Below are 22,422 nucleotides of genomic sequence, written 5' to 3' on the forward strand. Positions count from 1 at the left end.
CAGGAGGTGAAGACATGAAGGTATCAATGTTTATTACTTGCGTCAGCGATGCTGTGTACCCGAAAGTTGGGGAAGCTATGGCTCGTCTGCTGGCCAGATATGGCGTACAGCTAGAGTTCCCGGAGGTGCAGACTTGCTGCGGGCAACCTGCGTACAACAGTGGATATTGGAATGAGGCGCGTCAAGCTGCGCTTACGATTTTGCAGGCTTTCGAAGACAGTGATTTCGTCATTGCTCCTTCCGGGTCTTGCACCGGGATGCTTCATCATTACCCGAAACTGTTTCAGGATGATCCGATTAATTTGGCCAAGGCGCAGAATTTGCAACGCAAATCCTATGAATTCAGCCAGTTTATGGTACAAGTGCTTGGCATAACTGATCTAGGGGCCGTGTTTCCGCATAAAGTTACCTATCATCCTTCCTGTCATGGCACCCGGATTCTGGGGATTCGCGATGAACCAATGCAGCTTATGCAGCATGTGAAGGAGATGAAGCTGGTGCCACTACCTTTTGCCGAGGACTGCTGCGGATTTGGTGGAACCTTTGCCGTGAAGATGTCTGACATCTCCGGGGCAATGGTGTCTGAGAAGTCAGATCATGTGCTGGAGACGGAAGCAGAGGTCTTAACGGGTCTGGATATGGGCTGTCTCATGAATATTGCTGGGAATTTACGTTATCGCCACAAGCCGGTCCGAGTCATGCATCTGGCAGAGCTACTGTATGAAGGGGTGAGTGGAAAATGAGTCATAATGCCGCCCATACTAAATCAGAATCGGCTAGTGTGAAGCCAGCAACGGTAAAACAGCGTGCAGACTTGGCGCTGAATAATGACTTTTTGCGCAAGGCGGTTCGCTTCACCACGGAAAGACTGCGTGACGGGAAACAGAAAGCGGCTAACGATCATGGACGCTGGGAAGAATGGCGTGAGCAGGGGCGGCAAATCCGCCTGCATACTATCGCTCATCTCGACTATTATTTGAATCTATTTGCAGACAATGCAAGAGCGAACGGCACTCATATTCATTTTGCGGCAACGGGTGAAGAGGCAGTAAAGATTGCCTTAGAGATTGCACAGCGGAAACAAGCGGCTTCCGTGGTCAAATCCAAATCGATGGTTACAGAGGAGCTGCATTTGAATACGGCGCTGGAATCCATTGGCGTGGAGACGATTGAGACTGATCTAGGGGAATATATTATCCAGCTTGCCGGAGAAACTCCATCACATATCATTATTCCTGCTATTCATAAGAACCGCTATCAGATTGCAGAGCTGTTGTCCAAGGAGGCAGGGGAGGAACTTTTGCCTGAAACTACGATCCTTGCAGGATTTGTGCGGCGCAAGCTACGGGAGAAATTTCTAGAAGCGGATATTGGGATGACGGGCTGTAATTTTGCAATTGCGGAGACGGGTTCAATGGTGTTATTTGAGAATGAGGGCAATGCCCGCATGGTCACCACCCTGCCAAAAACGCAAATCACCCTGATGGGGATGGAGCGGATAATTCCCTCTTGGAGCGATCTTGAGGTGATGGCTACGTTATTGCCCCGTTCCGCAACAGGTCAGAAGTTAACAGTATATATGTCGGGTATTTCAGGACCCCGTAGGAAAGATGATGGTGACGGGCCGGAAGAGCAACATATTATAATTCTTGATAATGGGCGATCTGAGCAGCTAGGCGATCCAGAATTTCAGGAACTGCTGAACTGCATCCGCTGTGGAGCTTGTCTGAATGCTTGCCCTGTATACCGTCATATTGGCGGTCATGCATATGGTGGAACTTATAGCGGACCTATCGGAGCGGTACTTACCCCGGCGCTGAACAAAAACGTAGATCAATGGGATGACATCGCCTCAGCCTCTAGTCTGTGCGGAGCATGTTATGAAGCTTGTCCAGTCAAAATCCCTCTGCATGATATGCTCATTTATTTACGGCGGCGTAAGGTAGAACGTGGCTATGGTGATAAGGCGGAAGGTCTCGGCATGAAGGGCTTTGGTGCGATTATGTCGAAGTCACAGCGATTCAATAGTGTGATGAAGATAGGTAGAATCGGACAAAAGTTACTTGTTCGAGACGGAGGAATTCCGTCGAAGCTTGGGCCGCTTAAGGGCTGGAATAACTACCGGATTGCTCCTAAGCTAGCGGATGAATCCTTCCGTGAGAGCTGGAAAGGGCTTCAGAAGGAGCTAGACCGTAACAGTCACAAGATGGACCCAGCCATTCGTAAGCGAATGGAAGATTTACTGCAAAAGCGGAAGATGGAAGAACTGAAAGGAGGCCCCGGACATGGCTGAGGAAACGCACAGTAAATGGCTGGAGCGTACGGAGCATGACTCTCGTGAGAAGCAGCAGGCATTCATGAACGATATTGCCCGTCGCTTAAAGCGACCGAGAACGACAGTGGCTCCTGTACATCCTTTTCGCGGCGCGCCTCAATATTGGCAAGAATTCCAGTGGAGTCTGGAGGAACGGGTCGATCAATTTACTTCGAATTTTCAAAGCGCAGGCGGACATGTGTTTCGCATGACAGATATGGATGAAGCTAAAGCTTTCATCGTCAATAAAGCGAATGAGATGCTCGCACATTATATTCTCCGGCAAAATGTAGCAGAGCTTGCGGCACTTAGGCTAGAAGAAGAACTTGCAGATACACGGGTATCTGTCTGGAATACAGATCTGCAGGAAGCATGGAAAGCTAGAGCGGCGGAGGCCGATATTGGAATTGTGATCGCAGATTATGCAGTTGCTTATACTGGCTCTATTACTGTGTTATCTTCTGAAGATAAAGGCCGCTCTGTCAGCTTGTTACCTATTGCATTAATTGCCATCATTCCGCTTGAGCGGCTGAAGACTCGTCTGGGTGAGGTGCTTATTGATTTTGATGAAGCGGGGCAATCGGGTCTACCAGCAGGTATTCACTTTATCTCTGGACCTAGTCGGTCAGCGGATATTGAGAATGATCTGACGATAGGCGTTCATGGCCCAGGAATCGTATTCGCCTTGCTGGTAGGCTGATGTGGAGATAAGGAGTTGTTTAAGGATGAATTCTGGGGCACATAAACAACATCAGAATCATATCGCTATCGATATCGGAGCCTCTAGTGGGAGAGTAGTCTGCGGAACCTTGCAAGAGCCGGGAGGAATCTTATCTATAGAAGAAATCCACCGCTTCAGTAATGGATTCTCTGAGAAGAATGGTAATCTTTATTGGGACGTGGATTATTTATTTACTGAAATCGTAAAAGGCTTGCAGAAGGTGAAGTCTAAAGGGATCGAGCATTGTACTGTCGGTATTGATACTTGGGGCGTGGATTACGTACTTTTAGATCAGGAGGGTACACGGATTCATGAAGTTTTTTCTTATCGTGACTCCCGGACGGATGGAGCGGTACAAAGCATGCATTGCAATATATCAACTGAAAGCGTTTACGAAAAGACAGGCATACAAAATCTCCCTATTAATACGTTGTACCAGCTGTTTGTGCATGATCAGGCAGAACTGGAAGCAGCACATTCCATCCTGTTGGTTCCAGATTATCTCTATTATCGACTTACGGGTCGTAGAATTAGCGAAGTCACGAATGCTTCAACCACGGGTCTGCTGAATCTTCATACTCGGGATTATGATACTGATCTTCTGACACTGCTTGGTCTTTCAAAAGAGCAATTTCCACCCTTAACGGAACCTGGGGAACGAATTGGCAAGTTGACGGAATCCTTGACGGCACGCGGTGATCTTCCAGATTGTGAGTTCATAGCAGTAGCTACTCATGACACAGCTTCAGCTGTATTAGGGGTTCCTGCAAGCAGCGAGAACTGGGGATTTCTCAGTAGTGGTACTTGGTCACTCATCGGGGTGGAACGAAGCTCAGCAATCACAAGTCCAGAGGCGATGGAGCGCAACTATACGAACGAATGGGGAGCCTTCAGCTCGTTCCGTTTTCTTAAGAACATTATGGGGATGTGGCTGATCCAAAAGGTTCGTGAGGAATATGGCGGGCAATACAGCTTCGGCGAACTGGTGGAGTTGGCAGCTCAAGAAATCCCTTTTAGATCCATCATATACTGCAATGATGAACGATTCATGAATCCGTCGAACATGATCAGCGAAATACGCAACTATTGCGTGGAAGCAGGACAGTTGGTACCTCAGACACCAGGGGAGGTTGCTAGATGTGTGTTTGACAGTCTTTCCCTTTCTTATTATTTCTACGTTCAGGATCTTCAGCTATTGACTGGCGAGAAGTGGGAGCGGCTGCATATCGTAGGGGGAGGCGCGAACAACGGACTGCTATGTCAGATCGCGGCGGATCTGCTAGAGATGAAGATTCACGCTGGGCCAACGGAATCCACCGCGTTAGGTAATGTGGTTATGCAAATGATCAGTGTGGGCACGGTTGCAGATATTAAAGCAGCAAGAGAAATTATATATCGTTCATTTGAAGTAACAACCTATATTCCTCAAGTGATGGACTCCACCATCAAAGCCACGGCATTAGCTGAGTTTGCTCGGCTACAGGTCGTATAAGCGTAACGAATAAAGTAAGCAAGAATATGTGAAACAGCTATGAATGAGCCAAAGAGAGGTAAAAACGCCCCTAAAAGAAAACACTAAGCCAATATCAGGAGGCTCAAACATGGAGCGGAATACAGAAAGCTTAAAGAGCATACAGACGAGCTATCATGAAGCGAAAAAGCTCTACGCACAGCATGGCATCGACGTAGATAAGGTATTAGAGCAGCTTGCAGCAATTAAGATTTCTTTGCACTGCTGGCAGGGAGACGATGTAAAGGGCTTCATGAATAAGGAAAAGGAACTAAGCGGCGGGATCGCGGTCACGGGGAGCTACCCGGGGCGAGCTAGGAATCCAGAGGAGCTACGCCGTGATTTGGAGCAAGCACTAGCGCTTATCCCTGGCCGTCATAAAGTTAATCTACATGCTATTTATGCTGATACGGAAGAGACAGTAGATCTTGATGCGTTAGAGCCTAAGCATTTCGAACGGTGGGTGAACTGGGCTAAAGAGCAGGGACTTGGATTGGATTTCAATCCGACCTGTTTTTCCCATGAAAAAGCAAGCGATGGCTTCACACTAAGCCACCCTGATCCTGAAATCCGAAACTTCTGGATTGATCATTGCAAGGCCTCACGCCGGATCGCCGAATCCTTTGGTCAGGAACTAGGACAGCCTTGTGTGACTAATTTCTGGGTTCCAGATGGATATAAAGATACACCGATCGACCGTCTATCGCCGAGGGTACGACTTCAGCAATCACTGGATGAGATTTTCAGCGAGGAGATCGATCAGCAATATAACATTGACGCTGTAGAAAGCAAGCTGTTCGGAATTGGCTCGGAAAGTTATGTGGTGGGCTCGCATGAATTTTATATGGGTTATGCGCTAAGCCGTGGTAAAGCGGTTTGCTTCGATGCTGGACATTTCCATCCGACCGAAACCATTTCGAATAAACTATCGTCTTGGCTGCTGTTTGGTGATCAATTGCTGCTGCATGTTAGCCGTCCAGTACGCTGGGACAGTGATCATGTGGTGACTATGGATGATGAACTGCTGGAAATTGCTCGTGAACTAGTAAGAGGTCAATTCCTAGACAGAACTCATATCGGACTTGATTTCTTTGACGGAAGTATTAATCATATTGCCGCTTGGGTGATCGGAACACGGAACACAATCAAAGCCTTGTTACGTGCGATGCTGGAACCGATAGAGCTATTGAAGCAAATTGAACTGGATGGGGATTATACTACAAGACTTGCACTTGTGGAGGAATTGAAATCTTATCCGTTCGGAGCTGTTTGGGATTATTATTGTGCGATGAATGGTGTGCCGGTCCGTGAAAGCTGGTTGAGCGATGTGAAGCAATATGAAGTAGATGTTTTATCGAAGAGGTAGGCTTAGCCTTTAGCTTAAGCGTGAATACAAAGAATTCCGGTTACCAAAGGGTAGCCGTTTTTTTATGTTCATGAATCGTACATATTTGAAAAAGAGTGTGATCTCTGCTATGTTTTATCAAAAAGAGAGGGAGGCGTTATTTATGGAGAAATATGGACCGAATCCGAATACGCTCTATCCTAATGAACAAATCAAAAGTATCTGTTATATCAAAAATGTGATTACAAGAAAAAATATTATGGTTGGCGATTATACGTACTATGATGATATAAACGGTGCGGAAAAGTTTGAGGAGCATGTGACTCATCATTATGATTTTATTGGTGACAAGCTCATTATAGGGAAGTTCTGTGCGATTGCCAACGGCATTGAATTTGTCATGAATGGTGCCAACCATCGAATGAATTCTGTTACGACTTATCCTTTCAATATCATGGCTAATGGCTGGGAGCATGCGGTTCCAGAATTATCAGATCTACCCTTAAAAGGAGATACAGTAATCGGTAACGATGTGTGGATTGGTCAGAATGTTACGGTTATGCCTGGTGTACATATTGGAAATGGGGCCGTCATCGCAGCTAATTCAACAGTTGTGAAAGATATCCCGGCTTATAGTGTAGCTGGAGGAAATCCATGTAAAGTGATTAGACAACGTTTTGATGATGAATTGATCGAATATCTTGAAGCGCTTAAGTGGTGGGATTGGGATGCCGAGCGAATCTTTAATAATCTTGAAGCGTTATGCAGCAGTGATTTGAAAAGAATTAAAGAAATTAAATGATATTGTGTAAGTTTCATAGAACGAGCTATAGTTTATCTTAAAGATAATAGCTGAGGGTATACTGACAGTATGAACTTCATATGAACCTTGCGGAGGGACAATCTAATGAAGAAAGATGATGACAAGAACACTGCGGAACTCACAGCAGAGAAGTTTCCATACAGCAAAGAGAATGAGGATATGGTGACTCGGAATTTTTGGACAAAAACTAAAAAGTTCGCAGGCAAGATCCCATTTACAAAAGATGTTATTGCCATGTATTATTGCGCAATCGACGCTAAGACCCCTTTATGGGCAAAAGGAATCGCCTTCGGAGCGTTGGCTTATTTCATCTCACCTATTGATGCGATACCAGATGCGCTTCTCGGACTTGGATTTACGGATGATGCGGCAATTATTGCAGCAGGCATTAAAGCTATTTCAGGTCAGGTTACGGATGAACATAAGGAAAAGGCCGAGGCATTCTTTAATGGGGAAAAATAAAAGGTGCAGCTTTGAGCTACACCGTTATATCCATACCTTCTGGACAGCTTTCTGCGGAAAGCTGTTTTAATTTGTAAACCTCGCCCCAGTCTTTCATGAGTTTAATAATAGGGGTCAGTGTCTTGCCAAATTCAGTTAACGAGTATTCGACTTTCGGGGGAACCTGATGGTAGACCTCACGGTGAACAACCCCATCTTCTTCCAGCTCTCTAAGCTGCAGGGTTAACATTCGTTGAGTGATTCCTGGGCATATCCGGCGGAATTCGTTAAAGCGTTTCGTTCCATCCATCAAGTGATAGATGAGAATTCCCTTCCATTTCCCTCCTATAACATCGAGCGTAAATTCCACAGGGCAAGCTTCTTTATTGCCTCCTGGGCAATCTCCGAATCCACCTTTTCGATCACGCATAGCCGTTCAACTCCTATAGTATCATTTTGTATACTACATAACATTAATGTGCGTACTTTTAAAGAAGTGATATATATTCTAATATTAAGCGTGAGAACGGCAAACAGTCAAATGGGTCGTTGATTCTATGCAAACAAAAGGAGTGTTAAATATGGATACTTTGTCTTTAAACAAGAATGAAATCCTGTCTGCCTACCAGTTCAGACATGCAACTAAAGAATTTGATAGTCATAAAAAAATTAGTGAGTCAGACTTTCAGTTTATTCTGGAAACTGGACGTCTGTCACCAAGTTCATTCGGATTTGAACCTTGGCGTTTTGTTGTAGTGCAAAATCAGGAAATACGTGAGAAATTACGAGCTCATGCTTGGGGGGCACAAAAGCAATTGCCAACCGCAAGTCATTTTGTATTGATTCTCTCACGTCTTCCTAAAGATATGGCTGCTGACTCAGATTATATTAGAGAGATCATGGAACAAGTGCAGGAGCTACCTCCGGAAGTGATGGAAGGGAAAGGTAAAATGTACGATAAGTTCTTGAAGGATGATTTCGGATTGATGGAAAATGAGCGTGCTATGTTCGAATGGAGCTGCCGGCAGACTTATATAGCCCTTGGTAATATGATGACAGCAGCCGCTTTAATCGGAATCGATTCTTGCCCAATGGAAGGTTTCAATAAGGCAAAGATTGAGCAGATTCTTACCGAAGAGGGGATTATGGATGCCGAGCATTTTGGAATCTCCTGTATGGTAGCCTTTGGATATCGTTTGAATGAACCACGTGGCAAAACAAGACAAAGCGCAGAGCAAGTCGTTCAGTGGGTTTAACTAAGCTGGAACTTCATTCTTGAGCCGCATAACGAAAATAACTAATCTGCAAAGTCTCCGGTGTTCTGGAGATAATGCAGTTTTTTTTGTTTAATTCTTACAAGATTCGAAAAGTAATTGAAATTTTCATGAAAACTCTGATACTCTTATTGAGGTGACCTATTTTAAGCTTTATCGAGTTAATTTAATAATGAAGGGATCCTGCATCATGAAAATCATTCGCATTATTATTCAAGTGTTCCTGCTTTATTTGTTCTACTTGGCTGGAGACTTCCTGCAAAAGCAGCTGCATCTTCCCGTTTCTGGGAGTATCGTCGGATTACTGCTGCTCTTTGTTTTATTATTATTCAAGGTCGTACCAGTGAAGTGGATTGAAGATGGTGCAACAACAATGTTAGCTTACCTTCCATTATTTTTTATTCCAGCGACGGCTGGGATCGTGAAGCATATGGATATTTTTAGTGGAAGAGGTTTGCTATTAATCTTGATTCTTATCGTTAGCAGCGTCCTCACAATTGCAGCAGCAGCACATACCAGTCAATGGCTTTCAACCTTGAAAGGCAAGACCAAGGCGGGTTGGAGCAGCAAGAGCTTAAGCGAAAAGGGGAAGAGAATTTAATGTTTTTTATCGCGACAGGAATTGTCCTGCTTAATGTTGCTATTTATTTGATGATGTCCGTAATATATAGACGTTTTCGGTTTCCTGTACTTATTCCAGCGCTAACAGCAACAGTCCTTGTTGTAGCAATACTTCTATATTTTCATATTCCGTATGATACTTATATGATAGGCGGTCAGTGGATTAATCAGCTGCTCGGTCCTGCTGTAGTGGCGCTAGCCTACCCATTGTATAAACAACGTAATGTGTTAGTTGAGAATCTTCCGGCGATCCTAGGGGGAGCGATTGTAGGTCTGTTAATAGGAATGTTTAGTGGTTTGCTTTTGGCGGCAGGTCTAGGATTCTCTAAATTGTATGTTCTGTCCATATTGCCAAAATCGATCACAACGCCTGTAGCGATACAGATCTCAAATGGTTTAGGTGGGGACTTCTCGCTAACCTCCGTATTTGTAATGATTGCCGGATTTACGGGCGCGATTGGTGGTCCTTTTATCATTAAGCTGTTTAGGATACGAAGTGAGGTTGGGATTGGGATCGGTTTAGGAACTGGTTCTCATGCACTTGGAACTGCAAAGGCGCTGGAATATGGTGAACAGTCAGTTTCAATGAGCTCGGTAGCGATGACCGTTTGTGCTATTGTCGGTTCTTGTATCGGTCCGGTAGTGGCTTGGATCATGTACCCATAAATTCATTCATCGTAACCATGTTTGCAAAACACTCCATCGGGTAACTATAACTAAGGAACCAGAAAAGCAAACCACCTGAGGAGGATTTCACATGTCAGATTATTCTCAAGATGAAGCGGAAATCCGCAACAAGGAAAATAAAGACGGCGATTCATTAGCTGAAATTAAGAAGATGGAGAATGGTGTGGACATCGAGCCAGAAGCAGATGAATGGGTAGCCAAGCCCGCAGAGTCCTCGCATCCTGACCCGCTTCCGGGCGATTTGGACTAAATGATTCGGAAGACAGGCTGTCCTTCATTGGGCAGTCTGTTTTATATTTTTCGCTTAAACGCTTACCGTCCTTATAAGGACGCCGAAGGCGTTTATGCTTGAGATGATTTTAACAATTATTGTATAATGGAAGCAGGTACAACCTCATCAGAGTGTTTTCTCCAAGTTCCTCGTAGCTTTTCGCAAATTTCACAGATCTCAGCCATTCTTGTTGCAGGGAGGAAATGAAATGCGTAGTCGGAATGAGAACAGCCGATATCGGCAAAAACGTGGTGAGGCTCTTGCAGGTAACTTTGAGAAAAAATATGGTTCAAACTTTGGCGTACGAAGCGAGCTTACAGTGGATACACTAAAGAAACAATACGACGATCAGTCGCTGATACCGACGCAGAATCATGAAGAACAGCTTAAACCATAAGCGTGGAAGGATAGAAAATCCGCATCACTCCTTATATTTTGTAATGAAGGCATAACCTTTGGGTTATGTCTTTTTTTAATTTCTCGCTTTATACTTGGTGCGCATATCTCCTGAAGGATTAAGGCATAATAGGGCCGGATGGATATTTAAGAAAATAATGACAACTAGGAGTGGAGTATAAACATGATGACTTCTATTTTTTCTTCAAGCGGAGATACTGCGATGGTGGTGGCGGGTCAATATTTCTTTTATTTTATGATTTATTCCTTTTTAGGTTGGGTATTGGAAGGTACATATAACTTATATAGTAATGGAAGCTTTCGCAAAGAGGGGTTTCTAAAAGGCCCCTTTAAACCAATGTATGGATTCGCACCACTGCTTCTACTGATTGCAAGAGACTTAACCCTGCCTTTCCCGCTATTCCTCCTTCTTGCGTTAGTTGTTCCTTCAGCTGTTGAATATGTAAGTGGTTGGCTGCTAAAGACTGTATTTCAAAAGCAATGGTGGGATTACTCAGGGATGTCTTATCAACTGCAAGGGCATATTTGCCTTCGTTTCTCCCTATATTGGTGGGCGCTATCGGTAGCTTGTGTATATGGGATTCAGCCGTTTATGGAGCGTTTATATTCACAAGTCCAAAACGTTTGGGGAATAATATTTCCTTTGGTGGGACTTTATCTTATGGCTGATTTATTATGGACTTGCTGGAGTCGGTATCGAAGTGAGAAGACCCCTCAATATCAAGATTAATGGGTTGAAGTGGTATGAGGAAGGGCGTTTTGTCCATATTTGTCCTGAGGTAGTCGGAGGGTTATCAACGCCTCGTCCAGATGCCCAGCGGCAAGGTGAGCGGGTAGTCACAGGTGCAGGCGCGGATGTTACGGAACCCTTTATGAAAGGTGCTCAAGCAACGCTGTAGCTGGCTACAGAACATCAAGTTACGTTAGCGATTTTAAAACAGGATAGTCCTTCTTGTGGTAGTCTTTATTATGATGGTACTTTTATGGATACGAAGATGCCAGGAGAAGGTACAACTACGGAGTTATTGCGGCAGAATGGGTTTAAGGTGTTCAGCGAAGATCAACTAGATGAAGTGGAGAAAGAACTTGCTCGTATAGAGGGGTAAGACATTCTTAAAGTAATAATTGGAACTCATGTTACATAATGTGTATAAGGGGAACGAAGCAGTGTCCTTGGGAGAGGAAATGCCGTCCGAAGAGCCATCCTTCATTTGGGATTGGAGGCGGACGCAGATGAGTATTGATCAGCTCATTTCATTGCTCGTTCTTGTAATCATGATCGTACAGCTTGCCGGCTACAAAGGGAAACACTAAGTTCAAAGTCTCACCTCATTGTAACTGCTTCCGGACCTCAGAAACTATTGAGCCGTTCGGAAGCTTTTTTTGTTCCACGCTAAGCATATTGCTGAATCTAAAGGATTCCATCACAGAGATGTCTAATATACATAATGTGGGTTTTTGGGAAGCCAGAGGAAAACATGATGATGTTCTACTAAACGGTGAGAGAGGATGGATGATTAACGTGCCGATGTCTGAGTATTATCAGGAGATCCGAGGAAAAGTAGGATCGGAGTTATTAATGATGCCTTCTGTAGCTGCAGTAATAAGAAATAAAGAAGATGAAATCCTGTTTATTCGAAAACCTGAAGAGTCCTTGTGGGGATTGCCAGCAGGAGCCATCGAACCAGGGGAACGTCCGGGAAGAACTTTGCGCAGAGAAGTATATGAAGAGACTGGATTAATGGTGCATCCCACTTCCATTCTTGGGGTTTTTGGTGGAGGGAAATATAGATACGAGTATAGTAACGGCGATCAGGTGGAATATACAGTCATCGTATTTGAGTGCTCTATCATCCGTGGATCGCTGAGAGCGATGGATGGGGAAATCGAAGAATTTAAGTTTTTTAAAGAGGGTGAGCTACCCGAGATGACCATTCCTTATCCAGTGGAGATTTTTATGAAAGACCGCGAAATAGCAAAAACGATATTTGAGTGAGCTGGAGAGGAGTAACTCATGAAGACTTTTATTTATATGATTAGGCACGCAGTCTCACCGTTTGTGCTTGGGGATGAGAGGGAACGAGGATTATCCGATAAAGGGCATGAGGATGCTTATAGAGTTAAAGAAATATTGGCGGAGGAAGAGATCACGCATTTTGTCTCCAGTCCTTATAGACGAGCCATTGATACGATTAAGTATTTGGCTGAAGCTTCAGATCAAGAGATTGAGCTGTATGAGGAACTTAGAGAAAGAGCCATTGCAAGCGTGGAGATCGAGATCAGTGAACAAGAATTTCTTCAGGGTATCCGGACATCGTTCACAGACTTACAATATAAAATGCCAAATGGAGAGAGTACTCAGGAAGCTCAGGAACGTGCGATTCCCATCATGAAGCAATTGATTCAACAGCATAAAGGCGGCAAAATTGCACTAGGTACGCACGGGAATATCCTGACCATTATCCTGAATTACTTTAATAAAGAGTATGGTTATGAGTTCTTTGAACAGACTTCCAAACCAGATATTTATAAGCTGGAATTTAATGAATTTGAGCTTACTACTGTAGAACGAATGTGGAACTCCGAAGTACTGAGCAAATGAAATATTTTATTAAGCTTAATGTATTAAGCGCACTCTATGCTTTTATGATGTTTGTCGTAATAGAGCTCCTAGTGAATATTTATCGAATTAGTAGAATTTCTGGCTTGGAGCTGGATAAAGTGAATAACTTGCTGCTTATCTTCATATTTGTGTTATTTATATTTTTTTCTATAGGGTTTGTTTGGACGACAAAAAAATATTTGAGCGGTAAAAGATCTATGTATTTCACTACGATCCTGTGGTTTCCCTATTTGGTTCTGTTCATTAATTTATTTGCAGCATGGTTCCCAATTACAGAATCTGCTGATAAACCAGTACCGGTAACAGGTTTAATCATAATAGGGGCCATGATTATTTATCCGTTTTATATCGTGATGATTAATATTATCGCAAGCATAAGCTTCAAGTCAGACGCTGGATAGAGGTTGAAAATGAGAGTCAAAGATCTAAAAGAAAGATTTTTTTATGGATGCATCTGCCTAATTGTTATTGTACTGGGGTTATGCTCTAGAGCATTCTCTGAACAGCTACCCTTGTTTGTAACAAGACATTTTGGAGATGCGCTTTGGGGCAGCATGGTTTACTTTATGTTTCGCGTACTGCTAGTGAATCGGAAACTGTGGATCGCTTTTGTGTGGAGTCTAATGTTTAGCTTCGGCGTAGAATTAAGCCAACTGTATCAAGCGGAGTGGATCAACAGCATCCGTGCTACCATAATCGGTGGGTTGATTCTCGGAAAGGGATTCCTCTGGATTGACCTTGTTCGATATACCGTTGGAATTACGCTTTCTTATGGATTGGATCAATACTTTCGTCCAAAACTGCACCAAATAGATAAATAGCTTTTATTGGAGATGAACCTACAAATGGTAAATAGCTTGATTGTAGTATGCTTGCTTACAATGATTATTCATACAGCGGAAACCTTATCCTATTCGGTAAGATACGCCGGAGTGAAGCTGAACAAGATAGCAATTGCTCTGTCTCTGACAGGCATTATTGTTCTCGTATCAAGAACTGCAAACATGATTCAAGCTCCACTAACGGCTAAATTCGTAGACTACGCCAAAATACATTCTGATTTTCCACTTCTTAATTACTTGAGAATTATATTATTAGCTTCTTCATTAGGGACATTAATAGCCATTGCTATTTTTCCTACCTTTGTAGGCTTGTTTGGGAGAATCATATCTAAGCTAGAGATCGAGGGTTCTATTCCTAAGCTGCTTACGAGCGTAACCATTGGGCAGTTAAAGAATACTAGAAAATACATAAGAAAACCAAAAGTGAATTTATATAACTTCAGATACCTGGGAATTCCTAAACGTTTTATTGTTATGAATGTTTTTGTTACAGCCTTTTACACCGTAGGTGTCATATCATCTTTGTACGCTGCTCATCTAATGCCTCAATATAGCACGACTGCTTCTCAAGCCTCAGGATTGATTAACGGAATGGCGACTATACTGCTGACCATATTTATCGACCCGCAGCTTGGTCTTATTACCCATAAGGCCACTGAAAATGTAGAATACCGTGATCAGCTAGGGAAAATATATGTGGTATTGATGGGGTCACGATTTCTAGGTACTATATTTGCTCAGCTTCTAATTGTACCCGCAGCCCAACTAATTAGTATGTTAGTGAAGCTGATATGAGCCGGTAGGGGTGAATCATTATGGAAGCTTAGACTCTGCTGCTCGTAGAGCTAGCGAGATCTTCTGCTCCCAGCTGTAAATATTCTTCTGCATGGAATGAATCTGCATCATTTGCTCATAGGATGATCTCATTTTTGTTGCTGCCGTAATAGCATCCCCTTGTTTTACAGCCGATTTATATTGTTTATCTGCTTCTGAGCGAACTTTCTGTGCTACAGCGATCTTCTTGTTCTCTGCTGTAATTTGCTTCTTCAAAGCTGTGATCGGTGCCAGCGCATCTTTGATTGGTTTGAGCTTAGCAGCGGTTTGCTTGCGGGCAGTTGCCAACGCATCTGTCTTCGCCTTAATTTCAGTTCGAGCGAGTGTTACCGTAGCCTTGAGCTTATTGCGTCTTAGATCAAGGAGAGTGGCTGTCTTTAAGTCCCTAGCTTTCTTGGCTGCGGTAGACTGCTTACTGAGTGTGCTGTATTGTTCCAGTAGGGGAGCATGTTTCTTCTGAGCTGACGTGGCTTCAGAAGATAAGCGACTCAGCAGAGCCTTATCTGTTGACTCTATGACAGAGTGAATAGATTTCAGCGTTTCATTGTTCTGCTTACGCAGCATTTGAATTTTTGAGCTATCGGACTTGAGGGCTACTTGAAGCGAGGTATAATTACCATGGAGACCGTTAATGTCATCTAAGGCAGAATCCCAATCTGTACCTGCAGAAGCCATTGTAAGGTTGCTGTTGAGGAGAGCTACTACAAGGATTAATTGGACAAGCTTCTTAAAATAACTGAATTTGTTAATTATCATTCATTTCAGCTCCTTAATTAGTCTATGCGCGCAAAAAAGCACCTCCAAGATAGGCATGAATGCCTATCTTGCGAGGTGCTTCTCCCGCAGAAATATAAATGATACACTTACTATAACTTGAAATTAATGGATAGTCAACCCGAAATGGAACATTTGTTTGCTTTTTTGAATAATAATGAAACATAAGGAGAGTCAAAGATGAATTCACATCTAGATCGAATGCATGATCGAGTGGCCTTAATAACCGGAACCTCTAGTGGATTTGGACTGCTCACAGCCCTCAAACTAGCTGGACAGGGATTCAAGGTTGTAGCAACCATGCGCGATTTGAGTCGTAAAGGCGAGCTTGAACAGCAGGCAGAGCAAGCAGGACTCTTGAAGCAACTTCATTTTATGACCATGGATGTTACCGATAATGATTCTATACAGGCGACTTTATCCTCAGTGCACGAAACATTCGGAAGAATTGACGTTCTGGTAAATAATGCAGGCTTTGCTATAGGTGGCTTCATAGAAGAGCTAACCATGGAGGAATGGCGCCAGCAAATGGAGACGAATTTTTTCGGATTAGTCGCGGTGACAAAAGCTGTGCTACCAGTTATGCGAGAACAGAGAAGTGGTACGATTATTAACGTGGGGAGTATAAGCGGGTTGTCTGGGTTTCCGGGGTATGCTCCATATGCAGCTTCCAAATTTGCAGTAGAAGGATTCAGTGAAAGTCTGCGTCATGAAATGTCTCCTTATGGAATACGTGTAGTATTAATTGAACCTGGCTCCTTCCGTACTCCGATTTGGGGAAAAGGAATGGCACAAATTCGTCAAGCCGAGGATTCTCCTTATAGAGACCGTCTGGACGCTGTGCTACGATATTCCAAGCATACCGCTGAAACTGCACCTGATCCAAAGCAAGTGGCAGATCTCATCGGTCGTATTACTGAAATGAAGTCACCAAGGCTTCGGTACCCTATCGGCAAAGGCACCCGGATCTTGATCTTAGGCAAAACGCTGCTCCCGTGGAAATGGCTGGAGAGAATTATTGCGAAAGAATTGAGGTGATGGAATGGAGCAATCCATAAACTTAACAATCATTAAACTCATTGGATATGTATCCAGTTTGATGACCGTTTTTTTATGGTTTATATTTATATTCATTAATCCTTATGCTGAGGTTACGAATCAATCCAGTATTATAATAAGTATGGTAATGTTGGTATTGCCTGCCGGATTATTTGCGATAGGTGTCTCTTTAAACAGAAGTCTTCTCATGCTTCTCGCCTTTATTTGGAGTTTTCCATACAGTTTATATATGTTTTTAACGCCGGGAATCTTCAGGTTGTTCGGGATTACAAGCTTAATGTATTTATTGTGTTTTGTGTTATTTAGAATCATCAAGATCAGATTTTGAATAGAATTGAGGTGTGCCGATGCTAGATTCATCAGGACTACATATTTGCTTCGATCCAGCAGGCCGTGAAATTGAAATCCTTGATGTTACTCCAGTTGGTAAAGATAAATACCGCATCGAAGAGACACCGATTTTTAATCCAAGTGTTACAATGGGTGATATTATACGGGTGAAAGAAGAACTAGGGATCTATTACTATCAGGAAACTGTACAGAAATCTTATTTCAAAAGGTACGCTTGGCTCCTCAGTAAAGAGGCTGTTGATTCAGCAGCCATTTCTGCTTTTAAACAACGGATCACAGAGAATGATGGGAAATGTGAACAGATCTTTGGCGGTTTGTTGGTCATTCATATTCCTAAGAATACTTTGATCGACGTAGATGGGGAAATGAATCGCATTATTGAGCGGTTTTAGAAGTAGGGTACGTAAATATTAACGAAGTATGAATAAGAAAAAAATGCTGCGTCATGAAATGCAAGGAAACTTGCACATGATGGCCGCAGCATGGAGAATAGAAGAAACGCTTTTTATTTTATTTCTTCCATAAACGTCTTAAAATTTTCGGCGATTTCTTTTGATTTGGTATGGTGCAGATAATGTCCTGCATCAAGTTTTACCAATTTTCCTTGTACGGAATTTTTGACTTGCTCTTCATGCAATGATATCCAATCCTTTAAGAGAGTATCATCCCCTTGTACAAAGAGCAAAAGGGGAAGATCCTTTGGAAAAGTTGAATTTAGAGCCCCTTTATAATTAGAAGACATATGTTCCGCTTCATTTAAGTGAGTGTAATTATAAGTGTTTCTAAGTGTAAACAATCTCAATTGTTCTTTAGTTTCATCATCAAACGGCAATCCAACATAGGGGTTTCCACTTGTTTTAAATAACAATCTGCCCAAGCCTGATTTTCTAAGTAGTTTTAATTTTCCTGTTGGTATTTTAACATTTGTTCTGTCTTCTGTTGCAATACTGTTATCAATCCCGACAAATGCACTTATTTCGTTTGGATATTTGTTCGCATAATTCAGACTGTACATACCGGAAATAGAGTGTGCCATTAGAATATAACGGTCAATATTAAGCTGCTTTACAGCTTCATGAATCTCACTCACAATATTTTCCGTGGTTCGCTCTTTTTCAGTTCTATCACTTAATCCATAACCGAAAGGCTCAATCGTGACAACTTTGTAAAATGGAGATAGTTCATCTATTAGCAGCTTAAAATCAAGTCCCGGTGCCACTGTTCCATAACCAGGTAAGAGCACGATTGTCTCTTCACCTTTTCCTTGAATCAAAACATTCATATTTTTACCATCGACGCTTACAGACTGACCATAGGGTTTTATTTTAGCTTGGTCCGATTTATTGAAGAAAATATTAGCGACAAAAACAGTCACTAGAAAAAGTACTATTGCAGTAGCTAAAGCCCCTATGGAAATAAGTATAATTCGAAGCGGTTTACCCATCCTTTTTTTTATTATTTCTTCTGTTGGTTTCACTCGTATCTTCACCTGTCCTCATTAGTTTTTCTGGCTATATTAACGACTCGCCAAAGAAAGCTTACCCGATGAAGGTGAACCCTACATGACGACAATATGAACTGAATATGAACGAGCGAAAAAAAGCTTCTGCACCGATCAAAGAGTCTATAAAATGAATATGAGGTGAGCAATTATGTTGAAATTTATCAAACAATATTTTCCTAGTGTTGCTATCGCAGTGGTCCTATCTTTGTTTGTAAGAACTTATGTTGCTGAAGCCATGAGGGTTCCTACCGGCTCTATGATTCCTACAATTGAAATTAATGACCGTCTAATCGTAGAAAAAATGTTATGGATGACGACACTCGATCATGGAGACATCGTCGTGTTTACGCCCCCGGTAGCAGGTGATGAGAATAAAAGATATGTAAAGCGGTTGATAGGGTTACCAGGTGATACCATTGAAATTAAAGATGGAGCACTTTACAGAAATGGAACGGAGATCAATGAACCCTATCTTAATGAGCGGATGGACTATACTTTTGGACCCGTTACGGTTCCGGCAGATCATTATTTTTTTCTCGGAGATAACCGGAATATAAGCTATGATGCTCATCTCTGGGCTACTCCTTTTGTAGCGAAGGATCAGTTGATTGGAAAAGTGATAGCGGACTTTAGTATTCCTTTTTAGGTGATGTAGCGGGGGTCTTTTGAACTAATTGTGAGTGTTAATGAGACTTTAACCATATTGTGACTTTGGAATAATTTAGCTATCCTTAAGGTAAAATATACCTATTGATAGGAAGGGTGCAGAATTTTGAAAGCTCATGTCACGGATCTCAAACATGGCGATTGTCTTATGTTGGACACTTTTAATAGTGTTGGTTTACACGTGCTCCCAAAAGGGACAATTGTTTACCAAGAAGAAATCACCCTCCTGATGAGACATCGTATCGATTATGTCGATATTGAACCTCGCAGCATTGCGATGGATGATGAGGGAACGAATCTGGCGCAAAGCCTGAATGGAAACTTTGATCTAGCGATCCAAAACTATGAATCTATTTTTCTTGAGGCACTCAGTAAGGGTAGTTTCACGCAGTCAGATGTAGATCTTACGCTGCAGCCCTTGCTGGAAAAAATGGATGAACATAAGGATGTAGTATCCTTATTGCTGTTGCTTGAACGAGAAGACGTTGGTACATACAATCATTCATTACAGGTCGGACTGCTATCATTTTACATAGCGACTTGGTTAGGTTATACCAAAGAAGAACGCTACGAGATTAGCCGGGCAGGGTATTTACACGACATAGGAAAAAGTCAGATCGCCCCATCTATCTTAAATAAGACGGGGATCTTAACCCCTGAGGAAACTAAAGAACTAAAGCGTCACACTTCATACGGATACGATATTATTCTTAAATCTATGAATGACGAGAAGACCGCTCTGGTGGCGCTTCAGCATCATGAATTCGAGGATGGAACTGGTTATCCTAATATGCTTCGTAAGGCGGACCTGCACCCGTATACACTGATTGTGGCTGTCGCTAATGCCTATGTTGGGATGACCTCTGCAAGAGTGAATCAACCCAAACAAGGGCTGATTACCGTTCTGCGCAAGGTGCATGAGCTGGGCTTTGGCAAGCTGAATGGAAATGCGGTACAAGCTCTGATTGGACATTTACTGCCGAACTTCGTAGGTAAAAGTGTTCAGCTTAGCAACGGAGAGCAAGGTACGATTATTATGAACAACCCTTTGGATATTTTTAAACCGTTAGTGAAAGTAGATGAAACTACGTTTAGGGATTTATCCAAGGAGCGAAATTTGACCGTTGAGGAAGTATTTATTTAACGAATAGTTTTGTCTGGAAAAATGGAAAGGCTATCTCCTGATTCAAAATCAGAGGATAGTCTTTTTATGTTATAATCGAAATTGGGTTAACAACCCTTTAATATGAAGTAGGAGAGTGCTTATCGTGATTATCAAGTTCATTCGTTTGCGTTAATTCGAGGTACAATTCAATGATACCGTCATCATTTATTTCAAAATGTGACAGGTCCTTATTTAAGTGTGCATTCTTTGATTACCAAATTCGAATGAAATGAGGAATGAACAATGAGCGAAAAGATATTTAAAGTAAACGGAATTGATATATGTTCGGAAAGTTTTGGAGACCCCAAAAATCCTGCAGTATTACTGATTATGGGTGCCACTTGTTCAATGGTTTATTGGGATGAAGAGTTTTGTCAACGATTAGCAGATACCGGACGTTACGTTATTCGGTATGATAACCGGGATGTGGGACGTTCTGTTGTTTATGAGCCTGGGAGTTCCAATTATACTGTGATGGATATGGCCGAAGATGCTGCGGGGCTACTTGACGCCTATAATATAGAACAGGCAAATATCGTGGGGATGTCCTTAGGTGGTATGATTGCACAAGTTCTTGCTATTCGCCATCCTCAGAAAGTTCTAACCTTAACCTTGATCGTATCTAGTTTTTTTGAATCTGATGATAATGATCGGAACTTGCCTCCAATGGATGAGAGGATTCTCGCTTTTCATGCGGATGGAGCTACTCTGGATTGGTCCGATGAAGAAGCTGTAGCAGATTATTTGGTTTCAGGTTCCGGCATACTCTGTGGTTCAAAACATAAATTCGATGAGAAAAGAGCGTATAAACAAGTTAGGATGGAAATAAAACGTGCCAACAACTTGCTCAGTATGTTTAATCATGCGCTTCTTACAGGGGATGATAAATACGAGGGTAAGGCGAAAAATATCATGGTTCCTACATTGGTAATCCACGGTGTAGAAGACACGGTACTTCCTATAGAGCATGGCCTGGCGCTTGCTGATGAAATTCCTAATGCGTCGCTACTAACCCTAGAAGGAACGGGTCATGAAGTTCACCCGGATGATTGGGAAACAATAATTAATGCGATTTCGAGTCATACTTCAGGTGGTAATGCTTAACGAGGCATAAATAGTTAGATAAAGAAGGGTTACAATACGGTGATGCCGATTGTAGCCCTTTTTTCTACTTCTCCTTAGGAATTAAAGCGTTTAACTAATTTTTCCTTATGCGCAGTAAATGCCTCTTCTAAAGAGATGCCATACAAATCGGCTAACAATGCTATATTTCCTAGCACATCACCAATTTCCTCAATCAAGTCATTTTTCAGTTGCTCTGGTGGCGGGGTAGATTCATCTGGGCGATCTCTTCCGATTTCATAGGACCGTACTGCCCGAGCGACCTCACCAGTTTCTTCCATAAGAAAGCCAACCCGTATAAAAGGACCATAATCGGTCCAGCCTCTTTGTCCATAATAACTTTTAATCCATTTCTGCACTTCATTGATTTCCATATTATGTAGCACTCCTAATCTTTTACATGATTTATTCTCCAACATATAGTATATTAGTTGTCGGATATTATCAATATATAGTTTGGAGATGAGGAATTGAGATCAATTTGTGTTTTTGCAGGATCGAATTTAGGGGCACACGAGGAATATAAAGCTAAAGCTGTTGAACTCGGAAACTACATGGCTATGAACAATTATCGCTTAATTTACGGGGGATCAAGAATTGGGTTAATGGGTGAAGTCGCTAATGCTGTTTTGAACGGTGGAGGTGAGGTAATCGGGGTTATGCCTAGAGGATTGTTTAACGGAGAGATGGTACATAGAGAATTAACGCAGCTGATAGAAGTGGACGATATGCATGGACGTAAAGCAAAAATGGGGGAATTAGCAGACGGCTTTATTGCTTTACCCGGCGGTTTTGGAACATATGAGGAGCTGTTTGAGGTTTTGTGCTGGTCACAAATTGGCATCCATAAGAAACCGGTGGGCGTTCTAAATATCAGGCATTATTTTGATCCGTTGATGCATCTGATTCATAACAGCATTAACGAAGGATTCTCTAATGCTTCACATCTCAGCTTGTTAAATGTGTCAGATGAGCCGTTGGAACTCTTAAGGTTACTGGAAGGTTATGTTCCCCAGACGTTAGAACAAAAGTGGAAACAGCTTAACTAGAAAAGAGCT

29 protein-coding genes and 1 pseudogene are annotated in these 22,422 nt (G+C 42.5%); 26 read left to right on the forward strand and 4 right to left on the reverse strand.

The annotated features are described in order from the left end of the window. The first annotated feature begins 14 nt into the window (after window positions 1-14). The 7 genes from MHH52_RS10525 to MHH52_RS10555 all read left to right on the forward strand — a co-directional run bounded on the left by MHH52_RS10525 (window position 15) and on the right by MHH52_RS10555 (window position 7,175). A complete protein-coding gene (locus MHH52_RS10525; protein ID WP_340008448.1) occupies window positions 15-743 on the forward strand; it encodes a (Fe-S)-binding protein in 729 nt (242 codons plus the stop codon). Continuing rightward, on the forward strand, window positions 740-2,293 hold the full coding sequence (locus MHH52_RS10530; protein WP_340008450.1) for a LutB/LldF family L-lactate oxidation iron-sulfur protein: 1,554 nt from the start codon (window positions 740-742) through the stop codon (window positions 2,291-2,293). The genes MHH52_RS10525 and MHH52_RS10530 overlap by 4 nt, the downstream gene beginning before the upstream one ends. Continuing rightward, window positions 2,286-3,014, forward strand: coding sequence for an LUD domain-containing protein (locus tag MHH52_RS10535; protein ID WP_340008452.1), 729 nt, complete (start codon window positions 2,286-2,288; stop codon window positions 3,012-3,014). The genes MHH52_RS10530 and MHH52_RS10535 overlap by 8 nt, the downstream gene beginning before the upstream one ends. Before the next feature lie 25 nt (window positions 3,015-3,039). After that, a complete protein-coding gene (gene rhaB, locus MHH52_RS10540) occupies window positions 3,040-4,527 on the forward strand; it encodes a rhamnulokinase (RefSeq protein ID WP_340008454.1) in 1,488 nt (495 codons plus the stop codon). 109 nt (window positions 4,528-4,636) lie between these two features. Further along, window positions 4,637-5,911, forward strand: coding sequence for an L-rhamnose isomerase (gene rhaA / locus MHH52_RS10545; protein ID WP_340008455.1), 1,275 nt, complete (start codon window positions 4,637-4,639; stop codon window positions 5,909-5,911). 142 nt (window positions 5,912-6,053) lie between these two features. Beyond that, window positions 6,054-6,692 carry a Vat family streptogramin A O-acetyltransferase gene (locus MHH52_RS10550; RefSeq protein ID WP_340008457.1) on the forward strand — a complete coding sequence of 213 codons (639 nt, stop codon included), beginning with the start codon at window positions 6,054-6,056 and terminating at the stop codon, window positions 6,690-6,692. Window positions 6,693-6,797: 105 nt separating this feature from the next. Further along, the gene (locus MHH52_RS10555) at window positions 6,798-7,175 is read left to right on the forward strand and encodes a YkvA family protein (RefSeq protein ID WP_313638635.1); all 378 of its coding nucleotides are present in this window, start codon (window positions 6,798-6,800) and stop codon (window positions 7,173-7,175) included. A gap of 16 nt (window positions 7,176-7,191) precedes the next feature. On the opposite strand, the gene MHH52_RS10560 is transcribed toward MHH52_RS10555, so the two are convergent. Then, the gene (locus MHH52_RS10560) at window positions 7,192-7,584 is read right to left on the reverse strand and encodes a winged helix-turn-helix transcriptional regulator (protein ID WP_340008459.1); all 393 of its coding nucleotides are present in this window, start codon (window positions 7,582-7,584) and stop codon (window positions 7,192-7,194) included. Between the two features lie 151 nt (window positions 7,585-7,735). Here MHH52_RS10560 and MHH52_RS10565 point away from each other — a divergent pair, with 151 nt between their 5' ends. The 13 genes and pseudogenes from MHH52_RS10565 (at window position 7,736) to MHH52_RS10625 (ending at window position 14,684) form a co-directional block, all read left to right on the forward strand. Further along, on the forward strand, window positions 7,736-8,410 hold the full coding sequence (locus MHH52_RS10565; protein WP_340008460.1) for an NAD(P)H-dependent oxidoreductase: 675 nt from the start codon (window positions 7,736-7,738) through the stop codon (window positions 8,408-8,410). A 208-nt stretch (window positions 8,411-8,618) separates the two neighbouring features. Continuing rightward, entirely contained in the window at window positions 8,619-9,029 is a 411-nt protein-coding gene (locus MHH52_RS10570; protein WP_340008461.1) for a CidA/LrgA family holin-like protein, read from the forward strand. Beyond that, a complete protein-coding gene (locus tag MHH52_RS10575) occupies window positions 9,029-9,715 on the forward strand; it encodes an LrgB family protein (RefSeq protein ID WP_340009591.1) in 687 nt (228 codons plus the stop codon). The genes MHH52_RS10570 and MHH52_RS10575 overlap by 1 nt, the downstream gene beginning before the upstream one ends. Before the next feature lie 91 nt (window positions 9,716-9,806). Continuing rightward, complete coding sequence (locus MHH52_RS10580) at window positions 9,807-9,986, forward strand: hypothetical protein (protein ID WP_340008462.1); 180 nt, start codon at window positions 9,807-9,809, stop codon at window positions 9,984-9,986. A gap of 229 nt (window positions 9,987-10,215) precedes the next feature. Continuing rightward, a complete protein-coding gene (locus MHH52_RS10585; protein WP_313638641.1) occupies window positions 10,216-10,404 on the forward strand; it encodes a hypothetical protein in 189 nt (62 codons plus the stop codon). Window positions 10,405-10,587: 183 nt separating this feature from the next. Beyond that, a complete protein-coding gene (locus tag MHH52_RS10590) occupies window positions 10,588-11,154 on the forward strand; it encodes a putative ABC transporter permease (protein WP_340008463.1) in 567 nt (188 codons plus the stop codon). Window positions 11,155-11,158: 4 nt separating this feature from the next. After that, window positions 11,159-11,530: pseudogene (locus MHH52_RS10595) on the forward strand (DUF523 domain-containing protein). A 61-nt stretch (window positions 11,531-11,591) separates the two neighbouring features. Beyond that, entirely contained in the window at window positions 11,592-11,738 is a 147-nt protein-coding gene (locus MHH52_RS10600) for a hypothetical protein (protein ID WP_156113097.1), read from the forward strand. Between the two features lie 208 nt (window positions 11,739-11,946). After that, window positions 11,947-12,420, forward strand: coding sequence for an NUDIX domain-containing protein (locus MHH52_RS10605; protein WP_313638682.1), 474 nt, complete (start codon window positions 11,947-11,949; stop codon window positions 12,418-12,420). An 18-nt stretch (window positions 12,421-12,438) separates the two neighbouring features. Further along, window positions 12,439-13,026 carry a histidine phosphatase family protein gene (locus MHH52_RS10610; protein ID WP_340008465.1) on the forward strand — a complete coding sequence of 196 codons (588 nt, stop codon included), beginning with the start codon at window positions 12,439-12,441 and terminating at the stop codon, window positions 13,024-13,026. Then, window positions 13,023-13,448: a hypothetical protein gene (locus MHH52_RS10615; protein WP_340008467.1), complete on the forward strand. Its 426-nt coding sequence runs from the start codon at window positions 13,023-13,025 to the stop codon at window positions 13,446-13,448. The genes MHH52_RS10610 and MHH52_RS10615 overlap by 4 nt, the downstream gene beginning before the upstream one ends. 9 nt (window positions 13,449-13,457) lie before the next feature. After that, complete coding sequence (locus tag MHH52_RS10620; RefSeq protein WP_340008469.1) at window positions 13,458-13,868, forward strand: DUF2809 domain-containing protein; 411 nt, start codon at window positions 13,458-13,460, stop codon at window positions 13,866-13,868. Between the two features lie 24 nt (window positions 13,869-13,892). Beyond that, window positions 13,893-14,684 carry a lipid II flippase Amj family protein gene (locus MHH52_RS10625; protein WP_060622455.1) on the forward strand — a complete coding sequence of 264 codons (792 nt, stop codon included), beginning with the start codon at window positions 13,893-13,895 and terminating at the stop codon, window positions 14,682-14,684. A gap of 18 nt (window positions 14,685-14,702) precedes the next feature. On the opposite strand, the gene MHH52_RS10630 is transcribed toward MHH52_RS10625, so the two are convergent. Beyond that, window positions 14,703-15,479: a hypothetical protein gene (locus tag MHH52_RS10630; RefSeq protein WP_340008471.1), complete on the reverse strand. Its 777-nt coding sequence runs from the start codon at window positions 15,477-15,479 to the stop codon at window positions 14,703-14,705. A 198-nt stretch (window positions 15,480-15,677) separates the two neighbouring features. On the opposite strand from MHH52_RS10630, the gene MHH52_RS10635 reads away from it, so the two are divergent. Both MHH52_RS10635 and MHH52_RS10640 read left to right on the forward strand, forming a co-directional pair. Then, window positions 15,678-16,535 (forward strand): SDR family oxidoreductase, encoded by an 858-nt coding sequence (locus MHH52_RS10635; RefSeq protein WP_340008473.1) that lies wholly within the window; start codon window positions 15,678-15,680, stop codon window positions 16,533-16,535. A gap of 368 nt (window positions 16,536-16,903) precedes the next feature. Further along, complete coding sequence (locus MHH52_RS10640) at window positions 16,904-17,299, forward strand: DUF4265 domain-containing protein (RefSeq protein WP_340008475.1); 396 nt, start codon at window positions 16,904-16,906, stop codon at window positions 17,297-17,299. 113 nt (window positions 17,300-17,412) lie between these two features. Here the strand turns inward: MHH52_RS10640 and MHH52_RS10645 are convergent, their stop codons facing one another. Next, complete coding sequence (locus MHH52_RS10645; protein WP_340009593.1) at window positions 17,413-18,351, reverse strand: alpha/beta hydrolase; 939 nt, start codon at window positions 18,349-18,351, stop codon at window positions 17,413-17,415. 208 nt (window positions 18,352-18,559) lie between these two features. Here MHH52_RS10645 and lepB point away from each other — a divergent pair, with 208 nt between their 5' ends. The 3 genes from lepB to MHH52_RS10660 all read left to right on the forward strand — a co-directional run bounded on the left by lepB (window position 18,560) and on the right by MHH52_RS10660 (window position 21,346). Continuing rightward, the gene (gene lepB, locus MHH52_RS10650; RefSeq protein ID WP_340008476.1) at window positions 18,560-19,057 is read left to right on the forward strand and encodes a signal peptidase I; all 498 of its coding nucleotides are present in this window, start codon (window positions 18,560-18,562) and stop codon (window positions 19,055-19,057) included. Window positions 19,058-19,183: 126 nt separating this feature from the next. Beyond that, entirely contained in the window at window positions 19,184-20,221 is a 1,038-nt protein-coding gene (locus MHH52_RS10655; protein WP_340008477.1) for an HD domain-containing phosphohydrolase, read from the forward strand. Window positions 20,222-20,485: 264 nt separating this feature from the next. Further along, window positions 20,486-21,346 carry an alpha/beta hydrolase gene (locus MHH52_RS10660; RefSeq protein ID WP_340008478.1) on the forward strand — a complete coding sequence of 287 codons (861 nt, stop codon included), beginning with the start codon at window positions 20,486-20,488 and terminating at the stop codon, window positions 21,344-21,346. Between the two features lie 74 nt (window positions 21,347-21,420). Here MHH52_RS10660 and MHH52_RS10665 read toward each other — a convergent pair whose 3' ends face one another. Continuing rightward, entirely contained in the window at window positions 21,421-21,738 is a 318-nt protein-coding gene (locus tag MHH52_RS10665; RefSeq protein ID WP_340008480.1) for a MazG-like family protein, read from the reverse strand. 96 nt (window positions 21,739-21,834) lie between these two features. Between MHH52_RS10665 and MHH52_RS10670 the strand changes: the two genes are divergently transcribed. Continuing rightward, window positions 21,835-22,413: a TIGR00730 family Rossman fold protein gene (locus MHH52_RS10670; RefSeq protein ID WP_340008481.1), complete on the forward strand. Its 579-nt coding sequence runs from the start codon at window positions 21,835-21,837 to the stop codon at window positions 22,411-22,413. Window positions 22,414-22,422 lie beyond the last annotated feature (9 nt).

This window comes from Paenibacillus sp. FSL K6-0276 (assembly GCF_037977235.1).
Taxonomy (GTDB): domain Bacteria; phylum Bacillota; class Bacilli; order Paenibacillales; family Paenibacillaceae; genus Paenibacillus_AQ.

Excerpts from the sequence above, each read along its gene's own strand:
- MHH52_RS10525 (WP_340008448.1), top strand. The coding sequence starts at position 15 with ATGAAGGTATCAATGTTTATTACTTGCGTCAGCGATGCTGTGTACCCG.
- MHH52_RS10530 (WP_340008450.1), top strand. The coding sequence starts at position 740 with ATGAGTCATAATGCCGCCCATACTAAATCAGAATCGGCTAGTGTGAAG.
- MHH52_RS10535 (WP_340008452.1), top strand. The coding sequence starts at position 2,286 with ATGGCTGAGGAAACGCACAGTAAATGGCTGGAGCGTACGGAGCATGAC.
- rhaB (WP_340008454.1), top strand. The coding sequence starts at position 3,040 with ATGAATTCTGGGGCACATAAACAACATCAGAATCATATCGCTATCGAT.
- rhaA (WP_340008455.1), top strand. The coding sequence starts at position 4,637 with ATGGAGCGGAATACAGAAAGCTTAAAGAGCATACAGACGAGCTATCAT.
- MHH52_RS10550 (WP_340008457.1), top strand. The coding sequence starts at position 6,054 with ATGGAGAAATATGGACCGAATCCGAATACGCTCTATCCTAATGAACAA.
- MHH52_RS10555 (WP_313638635.1), top strand. The coding sequence starts at position 6,798 with ATGAAGAAAGATGATGACAAGAACACTGCGGAACTCACAGCAGAGAAG.
- MHH52_RS10560 (WP_340008459.1), bottom strand. The coding sequence starts at position 7,584 with ATGCGTGATCGAAAAGGTGGATTCGGAGATTGCCCAGGAGGCAATAAA.
- MHH52_RS10565 (WP_340008460.1), top strand. The coding sequence starts at position 7,736 with ATGGATACTTTGTCTTTAAACAAGAATGAAATCCTGTCTGCCTACCAG.
- MHH52_RS10570 (WP_340008461.1), top strand. The coding sequence starts at position 8,619 with ATGAAAATCATTCGCATTATTATTCAAGTGTTCCTGCTTTATTTGTTC.
- MHH52_RS10575 (WP_340009591.1), top strand. The coding sequence starts at position 9,029 with ATGTTTTTTATCGCGACAGGAATTGTCCTGCTTAATGTTGCTATTTAT.
- MHH52_RS10580 (WP_340008462.1), top strand. The coding sequence starts at position 9,807 with ATGTCAGATTATTCTCAAGATGAAGCGGAAATCCGCAACAAGGAAAAT.
- MHH52_RS10585 (WP_313638641.1), top strand. The coding sequence starts at position 10,216 with ATGCGTAGTCGGAATGAGAACAGCCGATATCGGCAAAAACGTGGTGAG.
- MHH52_RS10590 (WP_340008463.1), top strand. The coding sequence starts at position 10,588 with ATGATGACTTCTATTTTTTCTTCAAGCGGAGATACTGCGATGGTGGTG.
- MHH52_RS10610 (WP_340008465.1), top strand. The coding sequence starts at position 12,439 with ATGAAGACTTTTATTTATATGATTAGGCACGCAGTCTCACCGTTTGTG.
- MHH52_RS10615 (WP_340008467.1), top strand. The coding sequence starts at position 13,023 with ATGAAATATTTTATTAAGCTTAATGTATTAAGCGCACTCTATGCTTTT.
- MHH52_RS10620 (WP_340008469.1), top strand. The coding sequence starts at position 13,458 with ATGAGAGTCAAAGATCTAAAAGAAAGATTTTTTTATGGATGCATCTGC.
- MHH52_RS10625 (WP_060622455.1), top strand. The coding sequence starts at position 13,893 with ATGGTAAATAGCTTGATTGTAGTATGCTTGCTTACAATGATTATTCAT.
- MHH52_RS10630 (WP_340008471.1), bottom strand. The coding sequence starts at position 15,479 with ATGATAATTAACAAATTCAGTTATTTTAAGAAGCTTGTCCAATTAATC.
- MHH52_RS10635 (WP_340008473.1), top strand. The coding sequence starts at position 15,678 with ATGAATTCACATCTAGATCGAATGCATGATCGAGTGGCCTTAATAACC.
- MHH52_RS10640 (WP_340008475.1), top strand. The coding sequence starts at position 16,904 with ATGCTAGATTCATCAGGACTACATATTTGCTTCGATCCAGCAGGCCGT.
- MHH52_RS10645 (WP_340009593.1), bottom strand. The coding sequence starts at position 18,351 with ATGGGTAAACCGCTTCGAATTATACTTATTTCCATAGGGGCTTTAGCT.
- lepB (WP_340008476.1), top strand. The coding sequence starts at position 18,560 with ATGTTGAAATTTATCAAACAATATTTTCCTAGTGTTGCTATCGCAGTG.
- MHH52_RS10660 (WP_340008478.1), top strand. The coding sequence starts at position 20,486 with ATGAGCGAAAAGATATTTAAAGTAAACGGAATTGATATATGTTCGGAA.
- MHH52_RS10665 (WP_340008480.1), bottom strand. The coding sequence starts at position 21,738 with ATGGAAATCAATGAAGTGCAGAAATGGATTAAAAGTTATTATGGACAA.